Below are 19,337 nucleotides of genomic sequence, written 5' to 3' on the forward strand. Positions count from 1 at the left end.
GAGCGAACTCGCAGGTCTTGCGCCTCCCCCGAGGGGAGCTGCCACGCTTGCGGCATGCAGTATTCGATCGGCGAACTCGCACACCGGACGGGCCTGACGGTCAAGGCGGTCCGGTTCTACTCGGATCGCGGCCTCGTGCCGCCGTCCGGGCGCAACGCCGCGGGCCAGCGCCGTTACGACGACGCTGCGCTCGCCCGGCTCGACGTCATCCGCGTCCTCCGCGACCTCGGCATCGACCTCGCCACGATCCGGCGCGTGATCGAAGGTGACACCACCGTCGCGGAGGTCGCGGCGGAGCACTCCGCGGCGGTGGAAGTGCAGATCGGCGTGCTGCGCCGACGACGGGCGGTGCTGGACGCCGTGGCGAACCGCGGCTCGCCACCCGAGGAGGCGAGCCTCGCGCGCCAGCGGCTTCTGCTGTCCCAAGTGGAGCGGCAGTGCCTGATCGGTGACTTCCTCGCCGACGCGTTGGGTGAGCGCCCCGAGCTGGCGGGGATCGCCCGCACCCTGACGCCCGAGCTGCCCGAGGACCCCAGCCCCGAGCAGGCCGAGGCGTGGACCGAGCTGACCGCGCTGATGCGGGACCGGGAGTTCCGGGCGAACCTGCGCCGGCTCGCGGACGGACATGAAGGGGGTTTGCGTCGTGACCTGGCGGCCGAGGTGCGGGACGCCGTTACCCCGGCCGTCGTGGCCGGGATCGTGCCGAAGTCACCGGCGGCGAAGGCGATCGTCGACGGCCTGGGGCGCGATCCCGGCGAGCTCCGGGACTGGCTCGGCGTGGTCAACGATCCGCGCCGTGAGCGCTATCTGGAGCTATTGGGGGTGATCAACGGCTGGGCGGCACCGGAAAGCCTGGCTCCCGCCTTCGATTGGCTGGCCGAGGTCATGGCCGCCTGACCGCCTCCCGGATCGATGCCAGGGCGTCCTCGACCGGTTGGGCGTCGAGACGGCGTCCGTCGCGCAGCCGCACGGAGAGCTGACCGGCGGCGGCCTCCCGCGGACCGATCACGGCCTGGTACGGCACCAGCCGGCCGTCCCGGATCCGCGCGCCCAGGCTGCCGTCCGGCGCGAGCTCGGCCCGCAGGTCGTCGCACCGGTCCAGGACCTCGCGGGCGTACGGCAGTTCCGCGTCGGACAGGGGCAGCAGCCGGAGCTGCACCGGCGCCAGCCACGCCGGGAACGCGCCGCCGTGCACCTCGATCAGCTGGGCCACCGCGCGTTCGACGCTGCCGATGATGCTCCGGTGCAGCATGACCGGCCGGTGCTTCGCGCCGTCCGCGCCGACGTACTCCAGGCCGAACTGCGCGGGCTGGTGGAAGTCGACCTGGACGGTGGAGAGGGTCGATTCGCGGCCGGCGCCGTCGGCGATCTGGACGTCGATCTTCGGTCCGTAGAAGGCGGCTTCGCCCTCGGCGGCGTCGTACGGGAGGCCGTCGAGGGCCGACCGCAGGATGGCGACGGCGCCCTCCCAGTCCCCGGACACGTACTTCCCACCGGGGCCGGGCAGGGACAGGCGGTAGCGGGCCGGTTTGATGCCGAGCGCGTCGTACGCCCGGCGGATCAGGGCCAGCGCGGCCTTCGCCTCGGCTTCGGCCTGGTCGAGGGTGCAGAAGATGTGCGCGTCGTTGAGCTGGATCGCGCGCACCCGGCTCAGCCCGCTGAGCACGCCGGAGAGCTCAGCCCGGTACATCGCGCCGAGTTCGGCGAACCGCAGCGGCAGTTCGCGGTAGCTGCGGCCGCGTGACCGGTAGATCAGCGCGTGGTGCGGGCAGAGGCTCGGCCGCAGCACGACCTGCTCGCCGCCGACGTCCATCGGCGGGTACATGTCGTCGCGGTAGTGGGACCAGTGCCCGGAGAGCTCGTACAGCTCGCGTTTGGCCAGCACCGGCGAGTGGACGTGCCGGTACCCCGCGCGCCGTTCGACGTTGCGGACGTACTCCTCCAGGCTGTGCCGGACGGTCGCGCCGTCGGGCAGCCAGTAGGGCAGGCCGGCGCCGATCAGCGGGTCGGTGCCGAACAGGCCGAGTTCGCGGCCGAGCTGGTGGTGGTCGAACATCGTGGACTCCCTCGTGGACGGCGAGGCGGAAGACCACAGGACAAAGCCCGGGGCAACCGCCCCGGGCTCGGAAACGTCGTTCAGCGCGCCGGGACACTCTCCGGCGTCGTCGTCTGTGCAGCGCGCTTCATGAAGACAACGGTAGCAGCGGCCGCCAGTCCTTTTCAGGCGTCCAGGAACCGCTCCAGCTGCTCGACCACGAAGGCGTGGTCCTCGGCCTGCGGCAGCCCGGACACGCCGACCGTGCCGACCGGCCCGACCCCGCGCACGAGCACCGGGAACACGCCGCCGTGCGCCGCGTACTGGCCGAGGTCCAGGCGGGAGTGCTGCTCGAACGAGCCGCCGTTGGCGCGGAACTGCGTCCCGATCAGGAAGGAGCTGTGCCCGTAGCGGTCGACGACCCGGCTCTTGCGGTCGATCCAGCCGTCGTTGTCGGCCGACGTCCCGGGCAGCGCGGCGTGGAAGAGCCGCTGGCCGTTGCGCCGGATCGAGATCGTCAACGCCAGCCCGCGGTCCGCCGCGTCGTCCAGCATCTGCTGGCCGAGGGCGAGCGCGGTCTCGTTGTCGAACTTCGTGAACTGGAGGCGTTCCTCCTGCTCGAAGAGCTGGGCGAGGCGTTCGGCTTCCGTCATGAGCCTATTAAATCAACACTGTTGTGTAATTGCCAGTGGTGAACTGGCGGGCCACGGCGTCCGTACAACAGGCGAGGAGGTGGGTATGGGCCGGATCCGGCGCCGCACGGTGCTCGGCGGTGCGGCCGCGGTCACGGTGGCCGGTGCGCTGTCCGCCGGCTGCGCCCCCGTGCCGCGGAAGGGGACGATCGAGGACGTCCGCCACGTCGTCGTGCTGATGCAGGAGAACCGGTCGTTCGACCACTACTACGGCACGATGGCCGGCGTGCGCGGCTTCGGCGACCGCGCAGCCCTGCGCGACGTCTTCCGCCAGCGCGGCGACCGGGGCGGTCCGGTGCTGCCGTTCCGGATCGACACGTCCGTTGTGGACGGTCAGGACCTCGGCGAGCTGCCGCACGACTGGAACAGCACCCACCGCGCGTGGAACGGCGGCGCGTACGACCGCTGGATCGCCGCGAAGAGCCCGATGACGATGGGGTACTTCACGCGCGACGACCTCCCGTTCCAGCACGCGCTGGCCGGCGCGTTCACCCTCTGCGACCACTACTTCTGCTCGATCCAGGGGCCGACCCACCCGAACCGGCTATACCACTGGACCGGCACGATCGACCCGGACGGCGTCGCCGGCGGCCCCGCGACGCACAACGCGCCGGACTACGAGCCCTCGTTCCGCTGGACGACCTACCCCGAACGGCTCGAGGCCGCGGGCATCTCCTGGCGGATCTACGCGAACGACGAAGAGCGCGGCGTCCCCGAGCACTTCGTCGGCGACTACGGCGACAACCCGCTCTGGCTGTTCCAGAACTTCCACGACGCGCTGTACTCGATGGACCCGGTGAAACGCCGGCTCGCCGAACGCGCCAACCTGCGCCAGAAGCTGCTGCCCGATTCCGGGCGGGGCCAGGAACTCGACCACGTGCTGGCCGAGTTCCTCGCCGACTGCGCGGCCGGAACGCTGCCCGCGGTGTCGTGGGTGGTGGCCCCGTACGGCTACTGCGAGCACCCCGCCGCCAGGCCGGTCGACGGCGCCGCCTACGTCCACCGGATGCTGAAAGCGCTGTGGGACAACCCGGAACTGTGGGAATCGACCGTCGTCTTCATCAACTACGACGAAAACGACGGTTTCTTCGATCACGTCGTCCCGCCGGCCCCGCCACCCGGCACGCCCGGCGAGTACCTGCCCGGCAATCGGCCGGAGAAGGGCGCGCCGTCCGGGCCGCCGGTCCCGATCGGGCTGGGCCCCCGCGTGCCGATGACCGTCGTTTCGCCGTGGAGCCGCGGCGGCTGGGTGAACTCGCAGGTCTTCGACCACACGTCGGTGCTGCGGTTCCTGGAAACGTGGACCGGCGTGCGCGAGCCGAACATCTCGACCTGGCGCCGCGCCATCTGCGGCGATCTGACCAGCTGTTTCGACTTCGGCGCACCCGACACGACCATCCCGCTGCTGCCGGACGCCGACGCGTTGCGCGCCGAAGCCGACCGGACGCAGCGGCGGCTGCCGAAGCCCGGGCTGGGGCCGGGCGCCCTGGTGCAGGACCCCGGCACGGCGAAGGCGCGCCCGCTGCCCTACCAGCCGGTCGCCTGGGTCACGGCCGAGCCGGCCGTGCTGCGGTTGCACCTGGCCAACCACGGCACGCAGGCGCTGCAGCTGGCCGCGTACGCCTACCACGCCGGTGGGACGTCCCAGCGCTTCGACGTCGGGCCCGGCGGCTCGGCGACCGGCGAAGTCCCGCACGGCGGCAGCTACGACGTCGCCGTCCACGGTCCGAACGGCTTCATCGTCGAAGCCTCGGGCGGGACGGACCTCGACGCCGAGGTCACCTTCGCCGGCACACCTGCGCTGCAGGTCAAGGTGACCAACCGCGGGCCGGCGCCGGTCACGCTGAACGACGTCACGCTGCCGCCGGCCGGCTCGCACGATTTCCCCGTGCCGACGCAGAACGGCTGGTACGACGTGACGTTCGAGGTGCCGGGGTGGCGTCGCCGCTTTGCGGGTCACTTGGAGGACGGGCGCCCGTCGCGGACCGGGCCCTGACGCAGGGCGTCGAGCGCGAAGGCGGCCAGCATCGCGACGCCGCTCGGCATCGCGTCCTCGTCGAAGAGCACGCGGTTGGAGTGGTTGGCCGCCGCCTCGGCCGGGTCGACGCCGGGCGGGCACGCCCCGAGGAACGCGTAGGCGCCGGGAACGCGTTGCAGGACGTAGGAAAAGTCCTCGGCGCCCATCAGCGGGTCGGCGAGCAGCTCGACGTTGCCCGGCCCGAGCACGGCCGCGCCGAGCCGCAGCACCTCGGCGGCGATCCGGTCGTCGTTGACGGTCACCGGGTAGCCCGGTTCGACGTCGGCGACCACGCGGCAGCCGTAGGCCGCGCCGACCTGCTCGCACACCTTGGGCAGCTCGGCGCGCACCAGCGCGCGCGTCTGCTCGGACAGCGTGCGGATCGTGCCCTCGAGCTCGGCGGTCTCCGGGATGATGTTGGACGTCGTGCCGGCCTGGATCCGGGTCACCGAGAGCACCGCGGGGTCGAACACGCTGACCCGGCGGGTGATCATCGTGTGCAGCGCCCCGACCATGGCCGCGGCGGCCGGCACCGGGTCGATCGTGTGCTGCGGCGCGGAGCCGTGGCCGCCCTTGCCGGTGACGCGCACCGTGAACGAGTCGGCCGACGCCATCAGCGGGCCCGGCCGCAGCTGCAGCAGCCCGCTGCGCGCGTTGGCGAGGATGTGCACGCCGAACGCGCGCTCGACCCGCGTCCCGGCGGCGTCGAGCACGCCCTCGTGGATCATGAACCGGGCGCCGTGGTGACCCTCCTCACCGGGCTGGAACATGAACACGACCGAGCCGGCCAGCTGGTCCCGGCGCTCGGCGAGCAGCCGCGCGGCCGAAGCCAGCATCGCGACGTGCGTGTCGTGCCCGCAGGCGTGCATCGACTCGGAGTCTTCGGACGCGAAGTCCAGCCCGGTCTCCTCGGTGAGCGGCAGCGCGTCCATGTCGCCGCGCAGCAGCACCGCCGGACCGGGCTGCGCGCCCCGCAGGACGGCCGTCAGCGACGTCGTGGCCTTGCCCTCGGTGATCTCCAGCGGCAGGCCGTCCAGGGCGTCCCGGATCGCGGCCTGCGTGTGCGGCAGGTGGAGACCCTGTTCCGGCCTGCGGTGCACCGCACGCCGGAGCGCGACCGTGCGGCCTTGCAGCGCCCGCGCGTCGTCGAGAAGGCCGGCGAACGGGGTGCCGGGCAGGGTGGGCAGGTCAGTGGGTCCGGTCATGCTCCCGATAGTGGCGCATGCGGCGCTTCGGGCGCACCGTGCGTGCGCTGGATCTCGCGGCGGAATACGGTGTGCGCATGGCGGTGGAAGAGCCGGTCACGGGCTTCGCGGTGGCTGTGGTCCGAGAAGACGGTCGGTGGCGGTGCAGTGCGCTCGACCCGGGGGCGTTGACCGAGCTGGACGCGGCGATCACGGAACTGGGCAAACTACGTTCCACCGGCGCGAGCTTCGGGCTGCTGGCGGTCGACGACGAGTTCTTCGTCATCGTCCGCCCGAGCCCCCGGGGCCCGTCGTTGCTGCTCTCGGACGCGGCGGCGGCGCTGGACTACGACATCGCGGCGGACGTCCTCGACGTCCTGCGCGTCGACCCGCCGGACGAGGAGGACGACTCCGTCTGGCCCGAGGGCGACCTCGAGATCCTGGCGGACCTCGGCCTGCCGGGGCCGGAGCTGGAGGTCATCGTCGGCGAGGTGGACCTGTACCCGGACGAGCAGCTGCAGATGGTGGCGCAGCGGTGCGGGTTCGGCAGTGAGTTCGCCAAGCTCCTGGACGAGCTCTGAGACGCCCGTCCGACACCGAAGCCGTGGAGGCGGCGCTGGAAGCGGCGCGCGCCCCCGGCACGGACGTCCCGATCGGCGCCGTGGTGTTCGGCCCCGACGGCACCCCCCTGGCGGCGGCCCGCAACGCCCGCATCGAGCTGGGCGACCCGACGGCCCACGCGGAGATCCTGGCCATGCGAGCGGCGGCCCGCGTGGTCGACGACGGCTGGCGGCTGGAGGGCTGCACGCTGGCGGTGACGCTGGAGCCGTGCACGATGTGCGCGGGGGCGCTGGTGCTGGCCCGGATCTCCCGGCTGGTGTTCGGGGCGTGGGAGCCGAAGACGGGCGCGGTGGGCTCCCTGTGGGACGTGGTGCGCGACCGGCGCCTGAACCACCGGCCGGAGGTGCACGGGGGCGTGCTCGAGCCGCAGTGCGCGGCGGTGCTGGAGACGTACTTCGCGAAGTGTCGCTGAGCTGGGGCGACGCGGGCAGGCGACCCCTCGTTCGGGGCACCCGGGCCCTCGGGTATTGTTCTCGGCGGTGGCGTGTCCGAGCGGCCGAAGGAGCACGACTCGAAATCGTGTGACGGCTAATCCCCGTCCGTGGGTTCAAATCCCACCGCCACCGCTCTACGCAGGCAAGCGCCCGGCGACCCTCATGGGGTTACCGGGCGTTTTGCTATCCCGTCTCAGTTTCCGTCTCAGATGCCCCTTGATCAGGCGGGCACGAGGGCGCCTTCCGGGCCGTCGTCCTCCTCGTCTTCGTCGTCCGGGCGCCCACCTGCTCCGCCACCGACGTCACGAGCTCGGTGTCGACGTGCATGTAGCGCTTCGCCACGGCCGCGTTGGACCAGCCCATCGGCTCCATCACCGCGGGCAACGGCACCCTCCAGCTCTGGCAAACCGTGGCGGCGGTGTGCCGCGCGTCATGGAGCCGCGCGTTGCGCACGCCTGCCAAGCGCAGCAACGCCTTCCACGCCGTCTTCGGCCTGACGGTCGCACCCGACAGCGAGCCGGCCTACTTCGAGAAGTTCACCCGCAGGTCGTGACCGGCATAGCCGTCGCGTGCAGGAGTGGAGGGCTGGTGGCCGGCGGGGGTCTCAGATGGGGTCTCAGTTCGTCATGGTTCGGCGTGACCGCTGGTTCGCACAGTAACTCATGAAAGGCGAGATCGTTGCGACTAATGGCGAGAACAGCTTCTGTGCTTGTTCTTTGGTGGCGTCGCTTGGAATGTCAATCGGCGTCAGTCATGCGGCCGACCCGGCTTGGAATAGCCGCACGCTCTTCCTCACATCGACGCCGAATTCTGGTATGCAGACCGCCTGCTGGTCGAGAACCATCGACTTGGCGGAGGGTTACTACCGCTGGTCCCTGTCTTTCGACGGACTACAGGCAGTTCGCCCCAGCGTCATCAAGCTTGACGCCGGGAGGTACAATTGGACCTCCTGCTTGAAGCCGGAGAGTAATTTCTACCTTCAGAGTGATGACCTGGACCCTCAGTTCGGAGATTTGCCAACTGCGCACATCTCTGTCGACTTTCCCCCGCCGGATCGTTCAAAAGACCTTCTCATCAGCGAATACTGTGGCCCTGACTCAAATAAGCGGGGGTCTGCGCAATTTTAGATGACTCATCATTATTTCAATTCCATCCGCTTGTCGATCGTGCTTTCGGATTGATTTGTCACGGTGGAAAGCGCGGTCGCACTTGTGTTGTAAACCTGGTACTGCAACGGCACTCGGGTGGTGTGGGGTAGATCATCCTGGTGGCGGAGCAGCTGAATCGGGTGCATAGCGGATCGCGGGCCGGTTCACGCAGTCAGAGCCGCCGGGCCCGGGCGCGGGAGTGCATGTCCCCGGGCTGATTGCAGTGTTGGAGCGGAAGAACGGGTGGAGGCTGGCCGAGCAGGCCGGCGACGTCTCGCCGGACGGCATGCGGCGGCTGCTGCGCTGGGCGGACCGGGACATCGACGGCGTCCGCGATGATGTGGCCGTTGGTGTTGCACAGGTCGCGTTGACCTGCGGGGATGTATCCCTCGGGCTACTTCGAACAGGTAGGCTCGGAACTCGAAATCGTGTGACGGCTAATCCGCGTCCGTGGGTTCGAATCCCACCGCCACCGCTCGCAGCACCCGGACCCCCGGTCGAGATCATTCGGCCGGGGGTTCGGTCGTCTTCGGTGCTTGACTTGAAGGGCTCTTGAAGTGTGACGGTGGTCGGCACAAGCTGACCGACCAGGAGCGCACCAAATGACCGTTCTCGTCACCGGGGCCACCGGCCACACCGGGCGTCACGTCGTTGCCGGGCTGACCGACGCCGGCGTCAACACCAGGGTTCTCGTCCGCGACCGCAACAAAGCCCGCGGAGACGTCGTCCAAGGCGACATCCGGAACCTGGCGGAAGCCGCCGAAGGGGTTGACGGCGTTTACCTCCTCTGGCCCTTCTTCGCCGCCGATGGCATCGAACAAGCCCTGGAACCGCTGGCCGGCAAGAAGGTCGTCTACCTCTCCGCCATGTCCGCTGAGGACGGTGGTGTCTGGGGAGACGTCGAAGCCGCCGTCCGGAAGGTCACCGATGACTGGACCTTCCTGCGCGTCACCGGTCTCGCCACCAACGCGCTCGCCTGGGCGCCTCAGGTCAAGACCGGCGTTGTCCGGGCCCCTTACGGCCAAGCCCGACGGTCCGTCGTCCACGAACGGGACGTCGCCGACATGGCCGTCGAGGCGCTCAGCGGAGTCCACTCCGGACAGATCTACCTCGTCACCGGGCCGGAAGCCCTTGCGCAGGCCGAACAAGCGCGGCTCATCGGGGACGCGCTCGGAACGCCTGTCACGTGGGATGAACAGCCGCCGGAAGAGGCGAAAGCGCAGATGGGTGCTTACCTGGGTGCGGAATTCGCACGCAACGCCGTGGACTACTGGGCGTCGCTCGTCGAGGATCCGGAACCCGTCTCGCTGGACGTCGCCCGGGTCACCGGGCATCCCGCGCGGCCCTTCGACGAGTGGGCGCGCGAACACTTCAGCTGAGCTGGACGGCCGGGGTCGTCAACGGCTCCAGCTCCGCCGCCAGGCCGGTCAGCGTCGCGGCCTTCGCCGATACCGTCCGCAGGACGGCGGTGCACGCGGCGCTGACCTCGCTCACCACTTCGGCGGACCGGTCGCCCGCCAGGACCGCGTCGACCGACGACGAGGCGGCCGCCGCCAGCGCGCAGACCTCCGCGGACGTCGAGACCGCGAGTTCGTCCAGTGCGTCGGCGATCCGGGCGCCCAGCGCCGCCGTCTCGGCGGCCGCGCGGGCCGCCGCGCCGTACTGACCGTCCACTGTGTCCGCCCAGGTGCCGAAGGACTCGGCGCTGCCGCCGGTTTCCGCTCGGTCGACGCCCGCGCGGAACTCCGCCTGCGCCGCGGTCACGCCCAGCGCGCCGGTGTCGACCGTCGACGCCGACGTGCGGATCGATGCCGGTGAACAGTCGAGGTGCCGCAGGGCCGCCACCGGGTCCGGGACGCCGAGCCGGCCCGCCGCCGCGCGCAACGTGGACAGCTGCGCCGCCGCCGTCGACAAGGCCGGGTGTTCGAAGACCTCGACGGTCACGGTGCCACCGCTAACCGCCCCCGGAAGCCGGTGCTCCGGGTGCTCTCCGCCGCCATGCGCAGCCGGCCCGCCAGGTCGGACGTCGCGTCGCCGAGGACGCGCGCGTCCGCCTCGCGGGCGGCCAGCGCCGTTTCCCAGCGCGCCGCCAGCTCGCGGGCCTGCGGCGAGATGCCGAACGGCGTGGAGTCGACGCGGGCCTCGGCGAACCGGCCGGCGGCCTTGTCGTCGGCGGCCGCGGCCTGGTCCAGCAGGTCGGCTCCGGCGCGCAGCCGGTCGGAGTTCTTCGGGGGGTTCCGGGTGGCGAAGCCCCCGGTGCGAAGCTCCGGGTTGTCACTGTGGATCCGCGAGCCTCTGCCTTCCGGCATGGGGACCTCCGTCGTCAAGGGCGCTCACCCGATCGTGGAAGATCTTGCCTCATGCTCCCGAGCCGCCCGCATCGCGGTGACCTGCGGCGTTGATCGCGTTCCACCAAGTGGACGTCTTGACCGCGCATCGGGAAGGAAGCGACCATGAACGCATGCCCGCCACCTCGGAAAGCACGCCGATCCGGGCCTTCGCGCGGTCGATCGGGGAGGGCGTCGTGGAGCTCCTGCTGCGCCGCGGCCGCCTGGGTTCGCCGCCCGCCTGACGCGAACCCGGCGTCCCCTTCCCCGAAACCCTTGGAGCACAACCATGTCCGTAGACCTGCCTGCCCGGATTCAGCTGCGCGAGGCCGTCACGCCGGCGGATGGCCTCCTCGAAGGCCCGCGGATCCTGCGGGAACCGCAGCGGGACTTCGACCTCTTCACCCTCCGCCCGCTGAGCCGGGTGATCGGCGCCGAGATCGACGGCGTCGACCTCGCCGAGCCGCTGACCCCCGGACTGCGTGCGGAACTCAACCGCGCGCTGCTCGAGTGGAAGGTCATCTTCTTCCGCGACCAGCGGATCACGTCCGCGCAGCAGCGCGCCTTCGCCGCCAACTGGGGCGAGCTGGAGACCAACCCGTTCATCCGGAAGGGCGACGACGACGCCGTCACGCGCTTCGAACGCACCGCGGCCATGCCCGGCTACGAGAACATCTGGCACGTCGACGTCACCTGGCGGCCCAGCCCCGCGCTCGGCTCGGTGCTGCGGCTGCTCGAAGTGCCGCCCGTCGGCGGTGACACGCTGTGGGCCGACATGGCCGCCGCCTACGACAACCTGCCCGGCGACGTCCGCGCCCGCATCGACGGGCTCACCGCGGTGCACGACTACCTCCCCGGGTTCGACCGGTTCTCCGATCCCGCGCTCCTGGCGCGCTGGCAGGACCGCTTCCCGCCGGTGGAGCACCCGGTGGTGCGGACGCACCCGGAGACCGGGCGGCGCACCCTGTTCGTGAACCAGGCGTTCACCACGCACATCGTCGGACTGGACCGGGCCGAGAGCGACCGGCTGCTGCGGTACCTGTTCCTGCAGGCTCACACGCCGGAGTTCCAGGTCCGGTTCAGCTGGCGGCCGAACTCGGTCGCCTTCTGGGACAACCGCGCGACGCAGCACTACGCGGTCAACGACTACCACCCGCACGTCCGGATCGCCGAGCGCGTCGCCATCGCGGGCGACCGGCCGCGCTGAGCTCTAGCCTGGGGTCATGACCGATGAACCCAAAGCGGTGGTGACCGGTTTCCTCAACGCCCTCGAAGACCTCGACATCGACCGCGCGCTGACGTTCGCGGCGAGCGACATCGTGTACCAGAACGTGCCGTTGCCGCCCGCCCGCGGCGTCGCGGCGGTCGAGAAACAGCTGCGCGTCATGGCCCGGTACGGCTCCGGGTTCGAGGCGCGCACGCACCACATCGCCGCGGACGGCAACGTCGTGCTCACCGAACGCACCGACGTGCTGCGCCGCGGCGCGTGGGAAGCGGAGTTCTGGGTGTGCGGCACGTTCGAGGTCGAAGCCGGCCGGATCGTGCTCTGGCGCGACTACTTCGACTGGACGACGGTGCTGGCCGCGAGCGCGAAGGGCGCGGGCCGGGTGGCGCTGGCCGGCGCGCGGACGCTGCTCGACCGGTACAAGGGAAGGCAGGCGGTGCGCTAGACCCGGTGTTCGCCGCGGTCGTGGTCCCGAAGGTCCACGACCGCGGCTATCCCCAGCACCAGCACGAACACGCAGCTGAGAACAATCAGCCCCCACATGATCGTTCCCCCTCCCCCCGTGTCGTGCCGATCGAGAGCTGTCGGGGAGTGGTCTGTGCCACTTTTCCGGCGGCTCACGCAGACCGTACCGCCGCTTGACACGGGTTGTTCCCGTCCTTGAGCTGCATTTAAGGCAGATGCGCCGGATGGGTGACAAGCCGGTGTCCCGTTGTCACAGAATGAGCGCAAGGCGTTACACGCCAACAGTTACCGACGCGATTCCCGCCTGGACGGTCACCCTCGTGGCCCGCAGCGCCGAAAGGTCCGCGACGTACCGCAGCACCTTGTCCGCTTCCTCCCCGGCGAGGGGCCGGCACTCGCCGTCGGGGCTCCGCCGCACCGGGATGAGCTCCAGCCGCGGTTCGTCGCCGAGCATGCCGCCGGCCAGCAGGCCGTCCGGCCGGTCGGCGGCGAGGTTGCCGAGGCTGTAGAGGATCGGCCGGCCGCGGTACACCTCGACGGCCTGGATGGTCTGCGGCCCGTGCCCGGCGACCAGGTCGGCGCCGGCGTCGATCGCCGCGCGCCCGTAGCCGACCTGGTACTCGGCGAGGTCCGCGCCCGGCAGGCCCCAGTGCATCGAGACGACGACGTGGTCGTGGTCGGCTTTGGCTCGCCTGATGTCGGCGACGAGCCGGTCCAGGTGTTCGGGGACCGGCGTCGTGCGGACCAGCGGCGGGCGGCCCGGGATCTCCGCCACCCGCGGATCGGGCTGGTACGCCGTCGTCGCAAACGCTTGCGCGACACACGTCCCTTGGGCAGGCAAGCGAAGTGACGTGTACGCGAGGAATGCGACCTTTTCGCCGGATCGTTCGATCACGGCGGGTGTATGCGCGTCGTCCAGGTTCGCGCCGGCGCCGCAGTGCGCGATGCCGGCGTGGTCGAGTACCGCGAGGCTCGGCTGGGGAGCGTCGTTGGCGCACGAGACGACGTCGACACCGGCCGCCGCCAGCACTTCCGCCATCGCCGCGTCGACCGGCCCTTCCAGGTTCGCGAACCGGACGTCGGCCCCCTTGAGCAGCGGTTCCAGCGGCCCGAAGGCCGGTGCTGCCCGGCCGGGGAAGCTGACGTCTCCGCCCAGTACCAGCGTGATCATGAAACCTGCTCTGCCGAGTGAGTGACGACGAAAGTAGTTGTTACGAATCGTTGCACCTTTGTCTTCCTCCTCCTCACTTGTTCGGGGGACTATGCCACGACTGTTCAAGCACAAAGGGGACTCAGGGTGACCAAGACCCACAGATCCAAGGCCGCCTTCACGGTGGCCGTCGCGTCGGGCCTGGTGCTCGGCGGCGTGGCCGCGCCGGCCGCGCTCGCCGCACCCAGCGCCGACGCGGTCATCGCCGAGGTCTACGGCGGCGGTGGCAACTCGGGAGCCACGCTCACCAGCGACTTCGTCGAGCTCGCCAACCGCGGGGCGGCGGCCGCGAGCCTGGCCGGCTTCAGCGTCCAGTACCTGCCGGGTTCGGCGAGCCCGTCGAGCGCCTGGCAGGTGACGCCGCTGGCCGGCAGCGTCGCGCCGGGCGGCCGCTACCTCGTGGCCGAGGGCAAGGGCTCCGGCGGCACCGTCGAGCTGCCCACGCCGGACGCGACCGGCGCGATCGCGATGTCGGCCACCGCCGGCACGATCGCCCTCGTCTCCGGCACCGCCGCGCTGACCTGCAAGACCGCCGCCGACTGCGCGGCCGACACGCGGATCAAGGACCTCGTCGGCTTCGGCGCGGCGACCGTCCGCGAGGGCACCCCGGCCACGGCGCCGTCGAACACGACGTCCGTCGCGCGCGGCACGGCGCTGGCCGACACCGACGACAACGCCGCCGACTTCACCGCCGGCGCGCCGACGCCGACCAACACCGCGGGCGAGTCGACCGGCGGGGACACCGGCCCGGCGCCGACTCCGGCGAAGATCCACGACATCCAGGGCACCACGCGCATTTCGCCCTTCAAGGACAAGAAGGTCAGCGACGTCACCGGGGTCGTCACCGCGACCCGGACGTTCGGTTCGTCGCGCGGCTTCTGGCTCACCGACCCCAACCCGGACAACGACCCGCGCACCAGCGAGGGCCTGTTCGTCTTCACCGGCTCGACGAGCCCGGCCGTCGCGGTCGGCGACGCGGTGACCGCGACCGGCACCGTCCGCGAGTTCTACCCGGACGCGCCGGCGACGTCGAACTACCAGTCGCTCACCGAGCTGAGCAGTGCACAGTGGACGGTCGGCTCGCACGGGAACGCCCTGCCGGCGCCGACCGTGCTGAACCCGGACACCGTGCCGACGACGTACGCGCCGTCGCCCGGCGGCAACATCGAGCCGCTCACCCTCGAGCCGGCGAAGTACGCGCTGGACTTCTGGGAGGCGCACGAGAGCGAGGTCGTCAGCGTCACCGACGCCCGCGTGGTGGGCCCGACGAACACGTTCAACGAGCTGTACGTGACGTCGAAGCCGGACCAGCACCGGTCGGTCCGCGGCGGTAGTGTCTACTTGGGTTACGACCAGCTCAACAGTGGCGTCATGAAGGTGTCGTCGCTGATCCCGTTCGCCGAGCGGCCGTTCCCGAAGCTCAACGTCGGCGACGTGCTGACCGGCACCACGTCCGGTCCGGTCGAGTACAGCAACTTCGGTGGCTACACGCTGTTCGCCAGCGTGCTCGGGACCGAAAAGGACAACGGGCTGCAGGGCGAGACCACGCGCAAGCAGCGGACAGGCGAGCTCGCGGTCGCCACGTACAACGTCGAAAACCTCGCGCCGAGCGACCCGCAGGCGAAGTACGACCGGCTCGGCGAGGCGGTCGTGACGCACCTGGCGACGCCGGACATCGTGAACCTGGAAGAGATCCAGGACAACACGGGCGCGACCGACGACGGCACCGTCGCGGCGGACCAGACGCTGCAGAAGTTCACCGACGCCATCGTGGCCAAGGGCGGCCCGCGCTACCAGTGGCGTGAAATCGACCCGGTCAACGATTCCGACGGTGGCCAGCCGGGCGGCAACATCCGGGTGGCGTTCCTGTTCAACCCGGCCCGCGTGTCCTTTGCAGACCGTCCGGGTGGGACGCCGACGGCTGCGGTCGGCGTCGTCCGCGAGCACGGCAAGGCGCACCTGACGGCGTCCCCGGGCCGCGTCGACCCGGCGAACGAAGCCTGGACGACCAGCCGCAAGCCGCTGGCCGGCGAGTTCGTGTTCAAGGGCCGCACGGTGTTCGTCATCGCCAACCACTTCAACTCCAAGGGCGGCGACCAGCCGACGCACGGCCGCTTCCAGCCGCCCACGCGCAGTTCCGAGGTGCAGCGGGCGAAGCAGGCGACGGTGCTGCGCGGGTTCGTCGATGCGTTGCTGGCGGCCGACCGCAGCGCGAACATCGTGGTGGCGGGCGACCTGAACGACTACCCGTTCTCGCCGGCGGTCCAGACCCTCACCGCCGGTGGCGCGCTGAAGGACCTGATCGCGTCGGTGCCGGAAGCGGAGCGGTACAGCTACGTTTTCGAGGGTCAGTCCCAGGTCCTGGATCACATCCTGGCGTCGAAGGCCCCGCGCGGCGTGGACTACGACGTGGTCCACATCAACGCGGAGTTCGCGGACCAGGCCAGCGACCACGATCCCCAGGTGATCCGCTTCCGCCCGGGCGCGGGGAACCCGGTGGAGGACGGGCTTTACGACTTCCTCGACTGGCTGGAGCAGGTCTTCGGGAAGTAGTTCTCCCAACGGAAAAGGCCACCACCGCGCTCATCGCCCGGTGGTGGCCTTTCTCGTCCCACTCCGATGGGTGACGAGGGAACCTCGGAGCGTTGACGGCCGTCATACGGTGGACGGACCACAAGGGGAGGGGTGGCGTGGACGGGTATGCGGTGAAGGCCGACGAGCTGGGCAAGCTCATCGGCGACCTCGACATGGCGGCAGGCAGGATGACCGACGCCAACAAGAAGCTCGGCGGCGGTGGGGCGTTCGGTTCGCTGGGAACGGCGGAGCTGGGCAAGGCGGGTGCCGAGTTCGAGGAGGCATGGGGCTACGGAATCGGCCGCCTCGGCGACGCGGCTTCGGAGGTTACTGAGCGGCTGAAGACGGCGAAGCAGAAGTACGAGCAGATCGAGGCGCAGTTCGGCGGTGAGCTGGGAGAGTTCGGCTCGGCGGTGCTGGGGGACGGTCCCGCCGGTGGTGAGCCGGCGGGTGGGGCGAAGGGCGACCACCCGCGGATCGGGCCGCCGGCTGACGGCCCGGTGGGTGGTGGCTACACCGGCGGGGTGCGGGGGATCGGCGACCTGGCGGACGGTTCGGGTGGACCATCTCGTGTCAACCGTACGAATGAACTCGCCGGGCCGGCATCCGAGGGCATCACCGACCTCCTGAACGGCCTCGACCGGTGAGCGCCCGGGACTTCCCGGCCCTGGGCTTCGACCCGGCGCCGGGTGACCTCGACGGCATCACCGACCTGGCCGGCAAGTACCGCGCGGTCGGCGACGACCTGGCCCAGGCCGAGGACTCGCTGCGCCGGATCGTCCGGAAGCAGGGCATTTGGCAGGGCGAGGCCAGCGAAGCCTTCGCCCGCCGCGTCGGCCCCCTGCCGGATTACCTCGACGACGCCGCCAAGTCGATGAGCGGCGCCGCCGACGCGCTCGAAGCCTGGGCGCAGACCCTCGGTGACCTGCATAAACGTGCGGCCGAGCTGGAGGCCCGCGCGGAAGCGGCGGCCCGCGCGGCCGAGCAGGCGCGCGCGAACCCGGATCTGGCGCTGGCCAACCGGATGTTCCCGGATCAGCCGTCCCTCCAGCTCGCCCAGCGCCTCCTGGACAACGCCGGTCAGCAGCTTCAGGCCGCCCTTGAGGACTGCCAGAACGTCCAAGACGCGGCGAAGCAGCTCCAGCAGGAGCACGCGGAAGCGGCAGGCCGGGTCGCGGAGCTGCTGCGGAAGGCGGAGGAGCTGGCCCCGGACGAGCCGGACGTCCTCGACCAGCTCGGCGACGCGGTCGGTGGCGCCATTGTCGACTTGGCGAGCACCCTCGCCGACGGGGTCGACGCCGCCTTGAACTTCGTCCAGGACCACGCCGAGGTGATCTCGAAGGCCTCGGATGTGATCGGTGACATGGGAAATGCCCTGGGACTGGTCGGTGAATTCCTCCCGGATCCGTTCAAGGAGGCCGCCGGGGTCGTGGCGAGCACATTCGGATTGGCGGCGCTCGCCGGCCACGGCACCGCAAAACTGGCGGGTGCCGACGTCGCCACCGAAACCTTGATCTTCGACGGGGTCGGGGCGGGCACTTCGCTGATCGGCGGTTTCCTGCCGCAGGGAGGCGCGGCGGTGGCGAAAGCCCTCGGGTACGGCGCCGTCGGCGCCCAGTTCCAGGCCGACGCCGGCGCCCGGATGATCGGCGCGAAGTTCGAGGGGCCGATCGGCGACTTCCTCAACTACTGGGTGCCGAAGGATGCCGGCCAGCTGGTCGCCGTCGGCTCGACGCTCGTCGTCGGGCCGGCTCCGCTGGCGGTGGTGGCGATGGAGAATGCGGCCGACGCCGGAGAGCAGGCCGACAACGCGCCGGAGCGCCGGCGTCAGCGTGCGGAAGACGAGGTGTGGAACTGATGCCTCTGCAGATCGATCTGCCGCCCGGGTTCGCCGGCCTGCCGGTGGGCAACGACGACCAGCTCAACCGGCGCCACGCCTGGATGGTGGCCGAAAACGCAGGCACCAGCGTCGAGGAGTTCGGCAGCTACCTGATGGCCCTGGTGCCGACCATGCAGGCCAACGGCGTCCGCGTGTTCGGCAAGTTCGCCGTCGGGCCGCAGAAGGGTGACGTGGCCACCTTGACCCTCGGTGTGGCGCAGTGGCCGGAGGCGGCGCCCGGCAGCCGGGACGCCCTGGTCGTAGCCATGGCCGAGGAGTACCGCGGCCGCCACAAGCGGGCGGTGGTGCAGCCGGTGCGGCTCCCGATCGGCCCGGCCGTCGTTGCCATCAGCGGCGGCGAATTCCACCTGCCCGAACGGGACATCCGCACCCAGATCAAGGCGGAGTACCAGATCCCGCTCCCGGACGGGCGGTCCGTGGTGATCCTCTCGGTCGTCGCGGAGTCCGAGGACGCCTGGCCCGCGGTGGCCGAGGCGACGGCGAAGGTGGCTTGGAGTCTGCGAAGCGGGAAAATCTCGTGATCAGCACCATGGCGGCCGAGTCGCCGGGCCCGCGGGTGCTCTTCCTCGTCCTGATGGAGGTTGTGGTCACCGCTCGTCTGGCGCTCGCGTACTGCCGGGGCTACTCGCTGATCGACCACCGGACCGGGAAGTACTGCGAGTTCGTGTTCACGCCGTACCAGCCGGGCGGCGCGGCGGTGACGCGATGACGGACCTGGCCGCCCACACGGACAACACCTTCTCACCCCTGATCTTGCTGATGTTCCTGTTGGTGCTCGGCGGTCTCTTCGCCGCTTTTCTGGCGCTGACGATCAGCCGGATCGTGCGGGGCAGCCAACCGCGAGAACAGCAGATGGCCCGCCTGGCCGGACAGCTGAACGGCCGGGACCGGGTCTGCATCCGGACCGTGGAACTCCGCCTGGCGGACGCGGACCTCCGCTGGGTCGCGCACAGCCGTGGCTACGAAGTGACGACGCATGCCTTCGGCAGTTACCACGAATTCATCCGGGCGCCGTACCGGGGGCAGCCGGTGAACCCGGGACCGTGGCAGGGGAGACCATGACCGACAACGCACAGCTGATCGAGGAAATGCGCTGGCAGCTCAAGCAGATCGAAGACCGCAAGGCCGAGAACCAGCGCCTCCTGGCCGACATCGTCGCGAGCGGCCACGCGACCGTCGTTTCGCCGGATCGGTTCGTCACCGTGCTGGCCGGGCCCGGTGGGCTGGTCAGCGAGGTCCGGCTCACGCCGGAAGCCATGCGGCTCGACGCCGGCACGCTGAGCCGGACCATCACCGCCACCATCCGGGAAGCGGCCGCCGCGGGACGGCCCGCGGCCGGAGTGCCGCAGCCGGCCGCGCCGCCCCGTCCACCAGAGCGGCCCCGGCAAGCAGCGCCACTCCGTCCACCAGAGCCGTCTCGTCCACCAGAGCGGCCCCGGCAAGCAGCGCCCCGGCGAGCTCCAGCGGATGACGACGACCCCTACGACACCGTGTTCGACATCTGA

General features: G+C 70.7%; 21 protein-coding genes and 1 tRNA gene. 15 read left to right on the plus strand and 7 right to left on the minus strand.

Annotated elements, in window-relative coordinates; genetic code table 11:
- Positions 1-54: 54 nt before the first annotated feature.
- The gene (locus C2L59_RS02880) at positions 55-897 is read left to right on the plus strand and encodes a MerR family transcriptional regulator (RefSeq protein WP_103347942.1); all 843 of its coding nucleotides are present in this window, start codon (positions 55-57) and stop codon (positions 895-897) included.
- On the opposite strand, the gene thrS is transcribed toward C2L59_RS02880, so the two are convergent.
- Together thrS and C2L59_RS02890 are read right to left on the minus strand one after the other, a co-directional pair.
- Positions 884-2,095, minus strand: a complete 1,212-nt coding sequence (gene thrS / locus C2L59_RS02885; protein WP_255410230.1) for a threonine--tRNA ligase — start codon at positions 2,093-2,095, stop codon at positions 884-886. The two genes, C2L59_RS02880 and thrS, sit on opposite strands and share 14 nt — an antisense overlap.
- Positions 2,096-2,220: 125 nt before the next feature.
- Complete coding sequence (locus tag C2L59_RS02890) at positions 2,221-2,688, minus strand: heme-degrading domain-containing protein (RefSeq protein WP_103347944.1); 468 nt, start codon at positions 2,686-2,688, stop codon at positions 2,221-2,223.
- An 85-nt stretch (positions 2,689-2,773) separates the two neighbouring features.
- Between C2L59_RS02890 and C2L59_RS02895 the strand changes: the two genes are divergently transcribed.
- The gene (locus tag C2L59_RS02895) at positions 2,774-4,723 is read left to right on the plus strand and encodes a phosphocholine-specific phospholipase C (protein ID WP_103347945.1); all 1,950 of its coding nucleotides are present in this window, start codon (positions 2,774-2,776) and stop codon (positions 4,721-4,723) included.
- Here the strand turns inward: C2L59_RS02895 and C2L59_RS02900 are convergent.
- A complete protein-coding gene (locus tag C2L59_RS02900; RefSeq protein ID WP_103347946.1) occupies positions 4,684-5,949 on the minus strand; it encodes a M20 family metallopeptidase in 1,266 nt (421 codons plus the stop codon). The genes C2L59_RS02895 and C2L59_RS02900 overlap by 40 nt on opposite strands.
- 77 nt (positions 5,950-6,026) lie before the next feature.
- On the opposite strand from C2L59_RS02900, the gene C2L59_RS02905 reads away from it, so the two are divergent.
- The 3 genes from C2L59_RS02905 to C2L59_RS02915 all read left to right on the plus strand — a co-directional run bounded on the left by C2L59_RS02905 (position 6,027) and on the right by C2L59_RS02915 (position 7,115).
- Positions 6,027-6,509 (plus strand): tRNA adenosine deaminase-associated protein, encoded by a 483-nt coding sequence (locus tag C2L59_RS02905; RefSeq protein ID WP_199198884.1) that lies wholly within the window; start codon positions 6,027-6,029, stop codon positions 6,507-6,509.
- Positions 6,510-6,532: 23 nt separating this feature from the next.
- A complete protein-coding gene (locus C2L59_RS02910; RefSeq protein ID WP_103347948.1) occupies positions 6,533-6,961 on the plus strand; it encodes a nucleoside deaminase in 429 nt (142 codons plus the stop codon).
- A gap of 66 nt (positions 6,962-7,027) precedes the next feature.
- Positions 7,028-7,115: transfer RNA gene (locus C2L59_RS02915), tRNA-Ser, on the plus strand.
- Positions 7,116-7,166: 51 nt separating this feature from the next.
- Here the strand turns inward: C2L59_RS02915 and C2L59_RS02920 are convergent.
- Positions 7,167-7,436, minus strand: a complete 270-nt coding sequence (locus C2L59_RS02920; protein ID WP_233223241.1) for a hypothetical protein — start codon at positions 7,434-7,436, stop codon at positions 7,167-7,169.
- A 1,297-nt stretch (positions 7,437-8,733) separates the two neighbouring features.
- On the opposite strand from C2L59_RS02920, the gene C2L59_RS02925 reads away from it, so the two are divergent.
- Positions 8,734-9,510, plus strand: a complete 777-nt coding sequence (locus C2L59_RS02925; RefSeq protein WP_103347950.1) for an SDR family oxidoreductase — start codon at positions 8,734-8,736, stop codon at positions 9,508-9,510.
- On the opposite strand, the gene C2L59_RS02930 is transcribed toward C2L59_RS02925, so the two are convergent.
- Entirely contained in the window at positions 9,503-10,075 is a 573-nt protein-coding gene (locus C2L59_RS02930; protein WP_103347951.1) for a hypothetical protein, read from the minus strand. The two genes, C2L59_RS02925 and C2L59_RS02930, sit on opposite strands and share 8 nt — an antisense overlap.
- Positions 10,072-10,440: a hypothetical protein gene (locus C2L59_RS02935; RefSeq protein ID WP_233223242.1), complete on the minus strand. Its 369-nt coding sequence runs from the start codon at positions 10,438-10,440 to the stop codon at positions 10,072-10,074. The genes C2L59_RS02930 and C2L59_RS02935 overlap by 4 nt, the downstream gene beginning before the upstream one ends.
- Before the next feature lie 307 nt (positions 10,441-10,747).
- On the opposite strand from C2L59_RS02935, the gene C2L59_RS02940 reads away from it, so the two are divergent.
- A complete protein-coding gene (locus C2L59_RS02940) occupies positions 10,748-11,665 on the plus strand; it encodes a TauD/TfdA family dioxygenase (protein WP_103347953.1) in 918 nt (305 codons plus the stop codon).
- A 16-nt stretch (positions 11,666-11,681) separates the two neighbouring features.
- Positions 11,682-12,128 carry a limonene-1,2-epoxide hydrolase family protein gene (locus C2L59_RS02945; RefSeq protein ID WP_199198885.1) on the plus strand — a complete coding sequence of 149 codons (447 nt, stop codon included), beginning with the start codon at positions 11,682-11,684 and terminating at the stop codon, positions 12,126-12,128.
- A gap of 291 nt (positions 12,129-12,419) precedes the next feature.
- Here C2L59_RS02945 and C2L59_RS02950 read toward each other — a convergent pair whose 3' ends face one another.
- Entirely contained in the window at positions 12,420-13,319 is a 900-nt protein-coding gene (locus C2L59_RS02950) for a CapA family protein (RefSeq protein WP_103347954.1), read from the minus strand.
- A gap of 126 nt (positions 13,320-13,445) precedes the next feature.
- Here C2L59_RS02950 and C2L59_RS02955 point away from each other — a divergent pair, with 126 nt between their 5' ends.
- The 7 genes from C2L59_RS02955 to C2L59_RS02985 all read left to right on the plus strand — a co-directional run bounded on the left by C2L59_RS02955 (position 13,446) and on the right by C2L59_RS02985 (position 19,337).
- Entirely contained in the window at positions 13,446-15,911 is a 2,466-nt protein-coding gene (locus tag C2L59_RS02955) for an endonuclease/exonuclease/phosphatase family protein (protein WP_103347955.1), read from the plus strand.
- A gap of 137 nt (positions 15,912-16,048) precedes the next feature.
- Positions 16,049-16,579, plus strand: coding sequence for a type VII secretion target (locus tag C2L59_RS02960; RefSeq protein WP_103347956.1), 531 nt, complete (start codon positions 16,049-16,051; stop codon positions 16,577-16,579).
- On the plus strand, positions 16,576-17,790 hold the full coding sequence (locus C2L59_RS02965; protein WP_103347957.1) for a putative T7SS-secreted protein: 1,215 nt from the start codon (positions 16,576-16,578) through the stop codon (positions 17,788-17,790). Before C2L59_RS02960 ends, C2L59_RS02965 begins: the two co-directional genes overlap by 4 nt.
- Entirely contained in the window at positions 17,790-18,353 is a 564-nt protein-coding gene (locus tag C2L59_RS02970; RefSeq protein WP_233223243.1) for a hypothetical protein, read from the plus strand. Before C2L59_RS02965 ends, C2L59_RS02970 begins: the two co-directional genes overlap by 1 nt.
- Positions 18,350-18,541 carry a hypothetical protein gene (locus C2L59_RS02975; protein WP_103347959.1) on the plus strand — a complete coding sequence of 64 codons (192 nt, stop codon included), beginning with the start codon at positions 18,350-18,352 and terminating at the stop codon, positions 18,539-18,541. The genes C2L59_RS02970 and C2L59_RS02975 overlap by 4 nt, the downstream gene beginning before the upstream one ends.
- The gene (locus C2L59_RS02980; protein ID WP_233223244.1) at positions 18,538-18,894 is read left to right on the plus strand and encodes a hypothetical protein; all 357 of its coding nucleotides are present in this window, start codon (positions 18,538-18,540) and stop codon (positions 18,892-18,894) included. Before C2L59_RS02975 ends, C2L59_RS02980 begins: the two co-directional genes overlap by 4 nt.
- On the plus strand, positions 18,891-19,337 hold the full coding sequence (locus C2L59_RS02985) for a hypothetical protein (RefSeq protein WP_103347960.1): 447 nt from the start codon (positions 18,891-18,893) through the stop codon (positions 19,335-19,337). Before C2L59_RS02980 ends, C2L59_RS02985 begins: the two co-directional genes overlap by 4 nt.

Source organism: Amycolatopsis sp. CA-128772 (genome assembly GCF_002904295.1).
In the GTDB taxonomy this organism is placed as follows: Bacteria; Actinomycetota; Actinomycetes; order Mycobacteriales; family Pseudonocardiaceae; genus Amycolatopsis.

Bases quoted from the DNA above. Each gene is read 5' to 3' on its own strand.
- C2L59_RS02945 (WP_199198885.1), top strand. From the start codon at position 11,682: ATGACCGATGAACCCAAAGCGGTGGTGACCGGTTTCCTCAACGCCCTC.
- C2L59_RS02890 (WP_103347944.1), bottom strand. From the start codon at position 2,688: ATGACGGAAGCCGAACGCCTCGCCCAGCTCTTCGAGCAGGAGGAACGC.
- C2L59_RS02970 (WP_233223243.1), top strand. From the start codon at position 17,790: ATGCCTCTGCAGATCGATCTGCCGCCCGGGTTCGCCGGCCTGCCGGTG.
- C2L59_RS02935 (WP_233223242.1), bottom strand. From the start codon at position 10,440: ATGCCGGAAGGCAGAGGCTCGCGGATCCACAGTGACAACCCGGAGCTT.
- C2L59_RS02925 (WP_103347950.1), top strand. From the start codon at position 8,734: ATGACCGTTCTCGTCACCGGGGCCACCGGCCACACCGGGCGTCACGTC.
- C2L59_RS02985 (WP_103347960.1), top strand. From the start codon at position 18,891: ATGACCGACAACGCACAGCTGATCGAGGAAATGCGCTGGCAGCTCAAG.
- C2L59_RS02905 (WP_199198884.1), top strand. From the start codon at position 6,027: ATGGCGGTGGAAGAGCCGGTCACGGGCTTCGCGGTGGCTGTGGTCCGA.
- C2L59_RS02940 (WP_103347953.1), top strand. From the start codon at position 10,748: ATGTCCGTAGACCTGCCTGCCCGGATTCAGCTGCGCGAGGCCGTCACG.
- C2L59_RS02880 (WP_103347942.1), top strand. From the start codon at position 55: ATGCAGTATTCGATCGGCGAACTCGCACACCGGACGGGCCTGACGGTC.
- C2L59_RS02895 (WP_103347945.1), top strand. From the start codon at position 2,774: ATGGGCCGGATCCGGCGCCGCACGGTGCTCGGCGGTGCGGCCGCGGTC.
- C2L59_RS02950 (WP_103347954.1), bottom strand. From the start codon at position 13,319: ATGATCACGCTGGTACTGGGCGGAGACGTCAGCTTCCCCGGCCGGGCA.
- C2L59_RS02900 (WP_103347946.1), bottom strand. From the start codon at position 5,949: ATGACCGGACCCACTGACCTGCCCACCCTGCCCGGCACCCCGTTCGCC.
- C2L59_RS02980 (WP_233223244.1), top strand. From the start codon at position 18,538: ATGACGGACCTGGCCGCCCACACGGACAACACCTTCTCACCCCTGATC.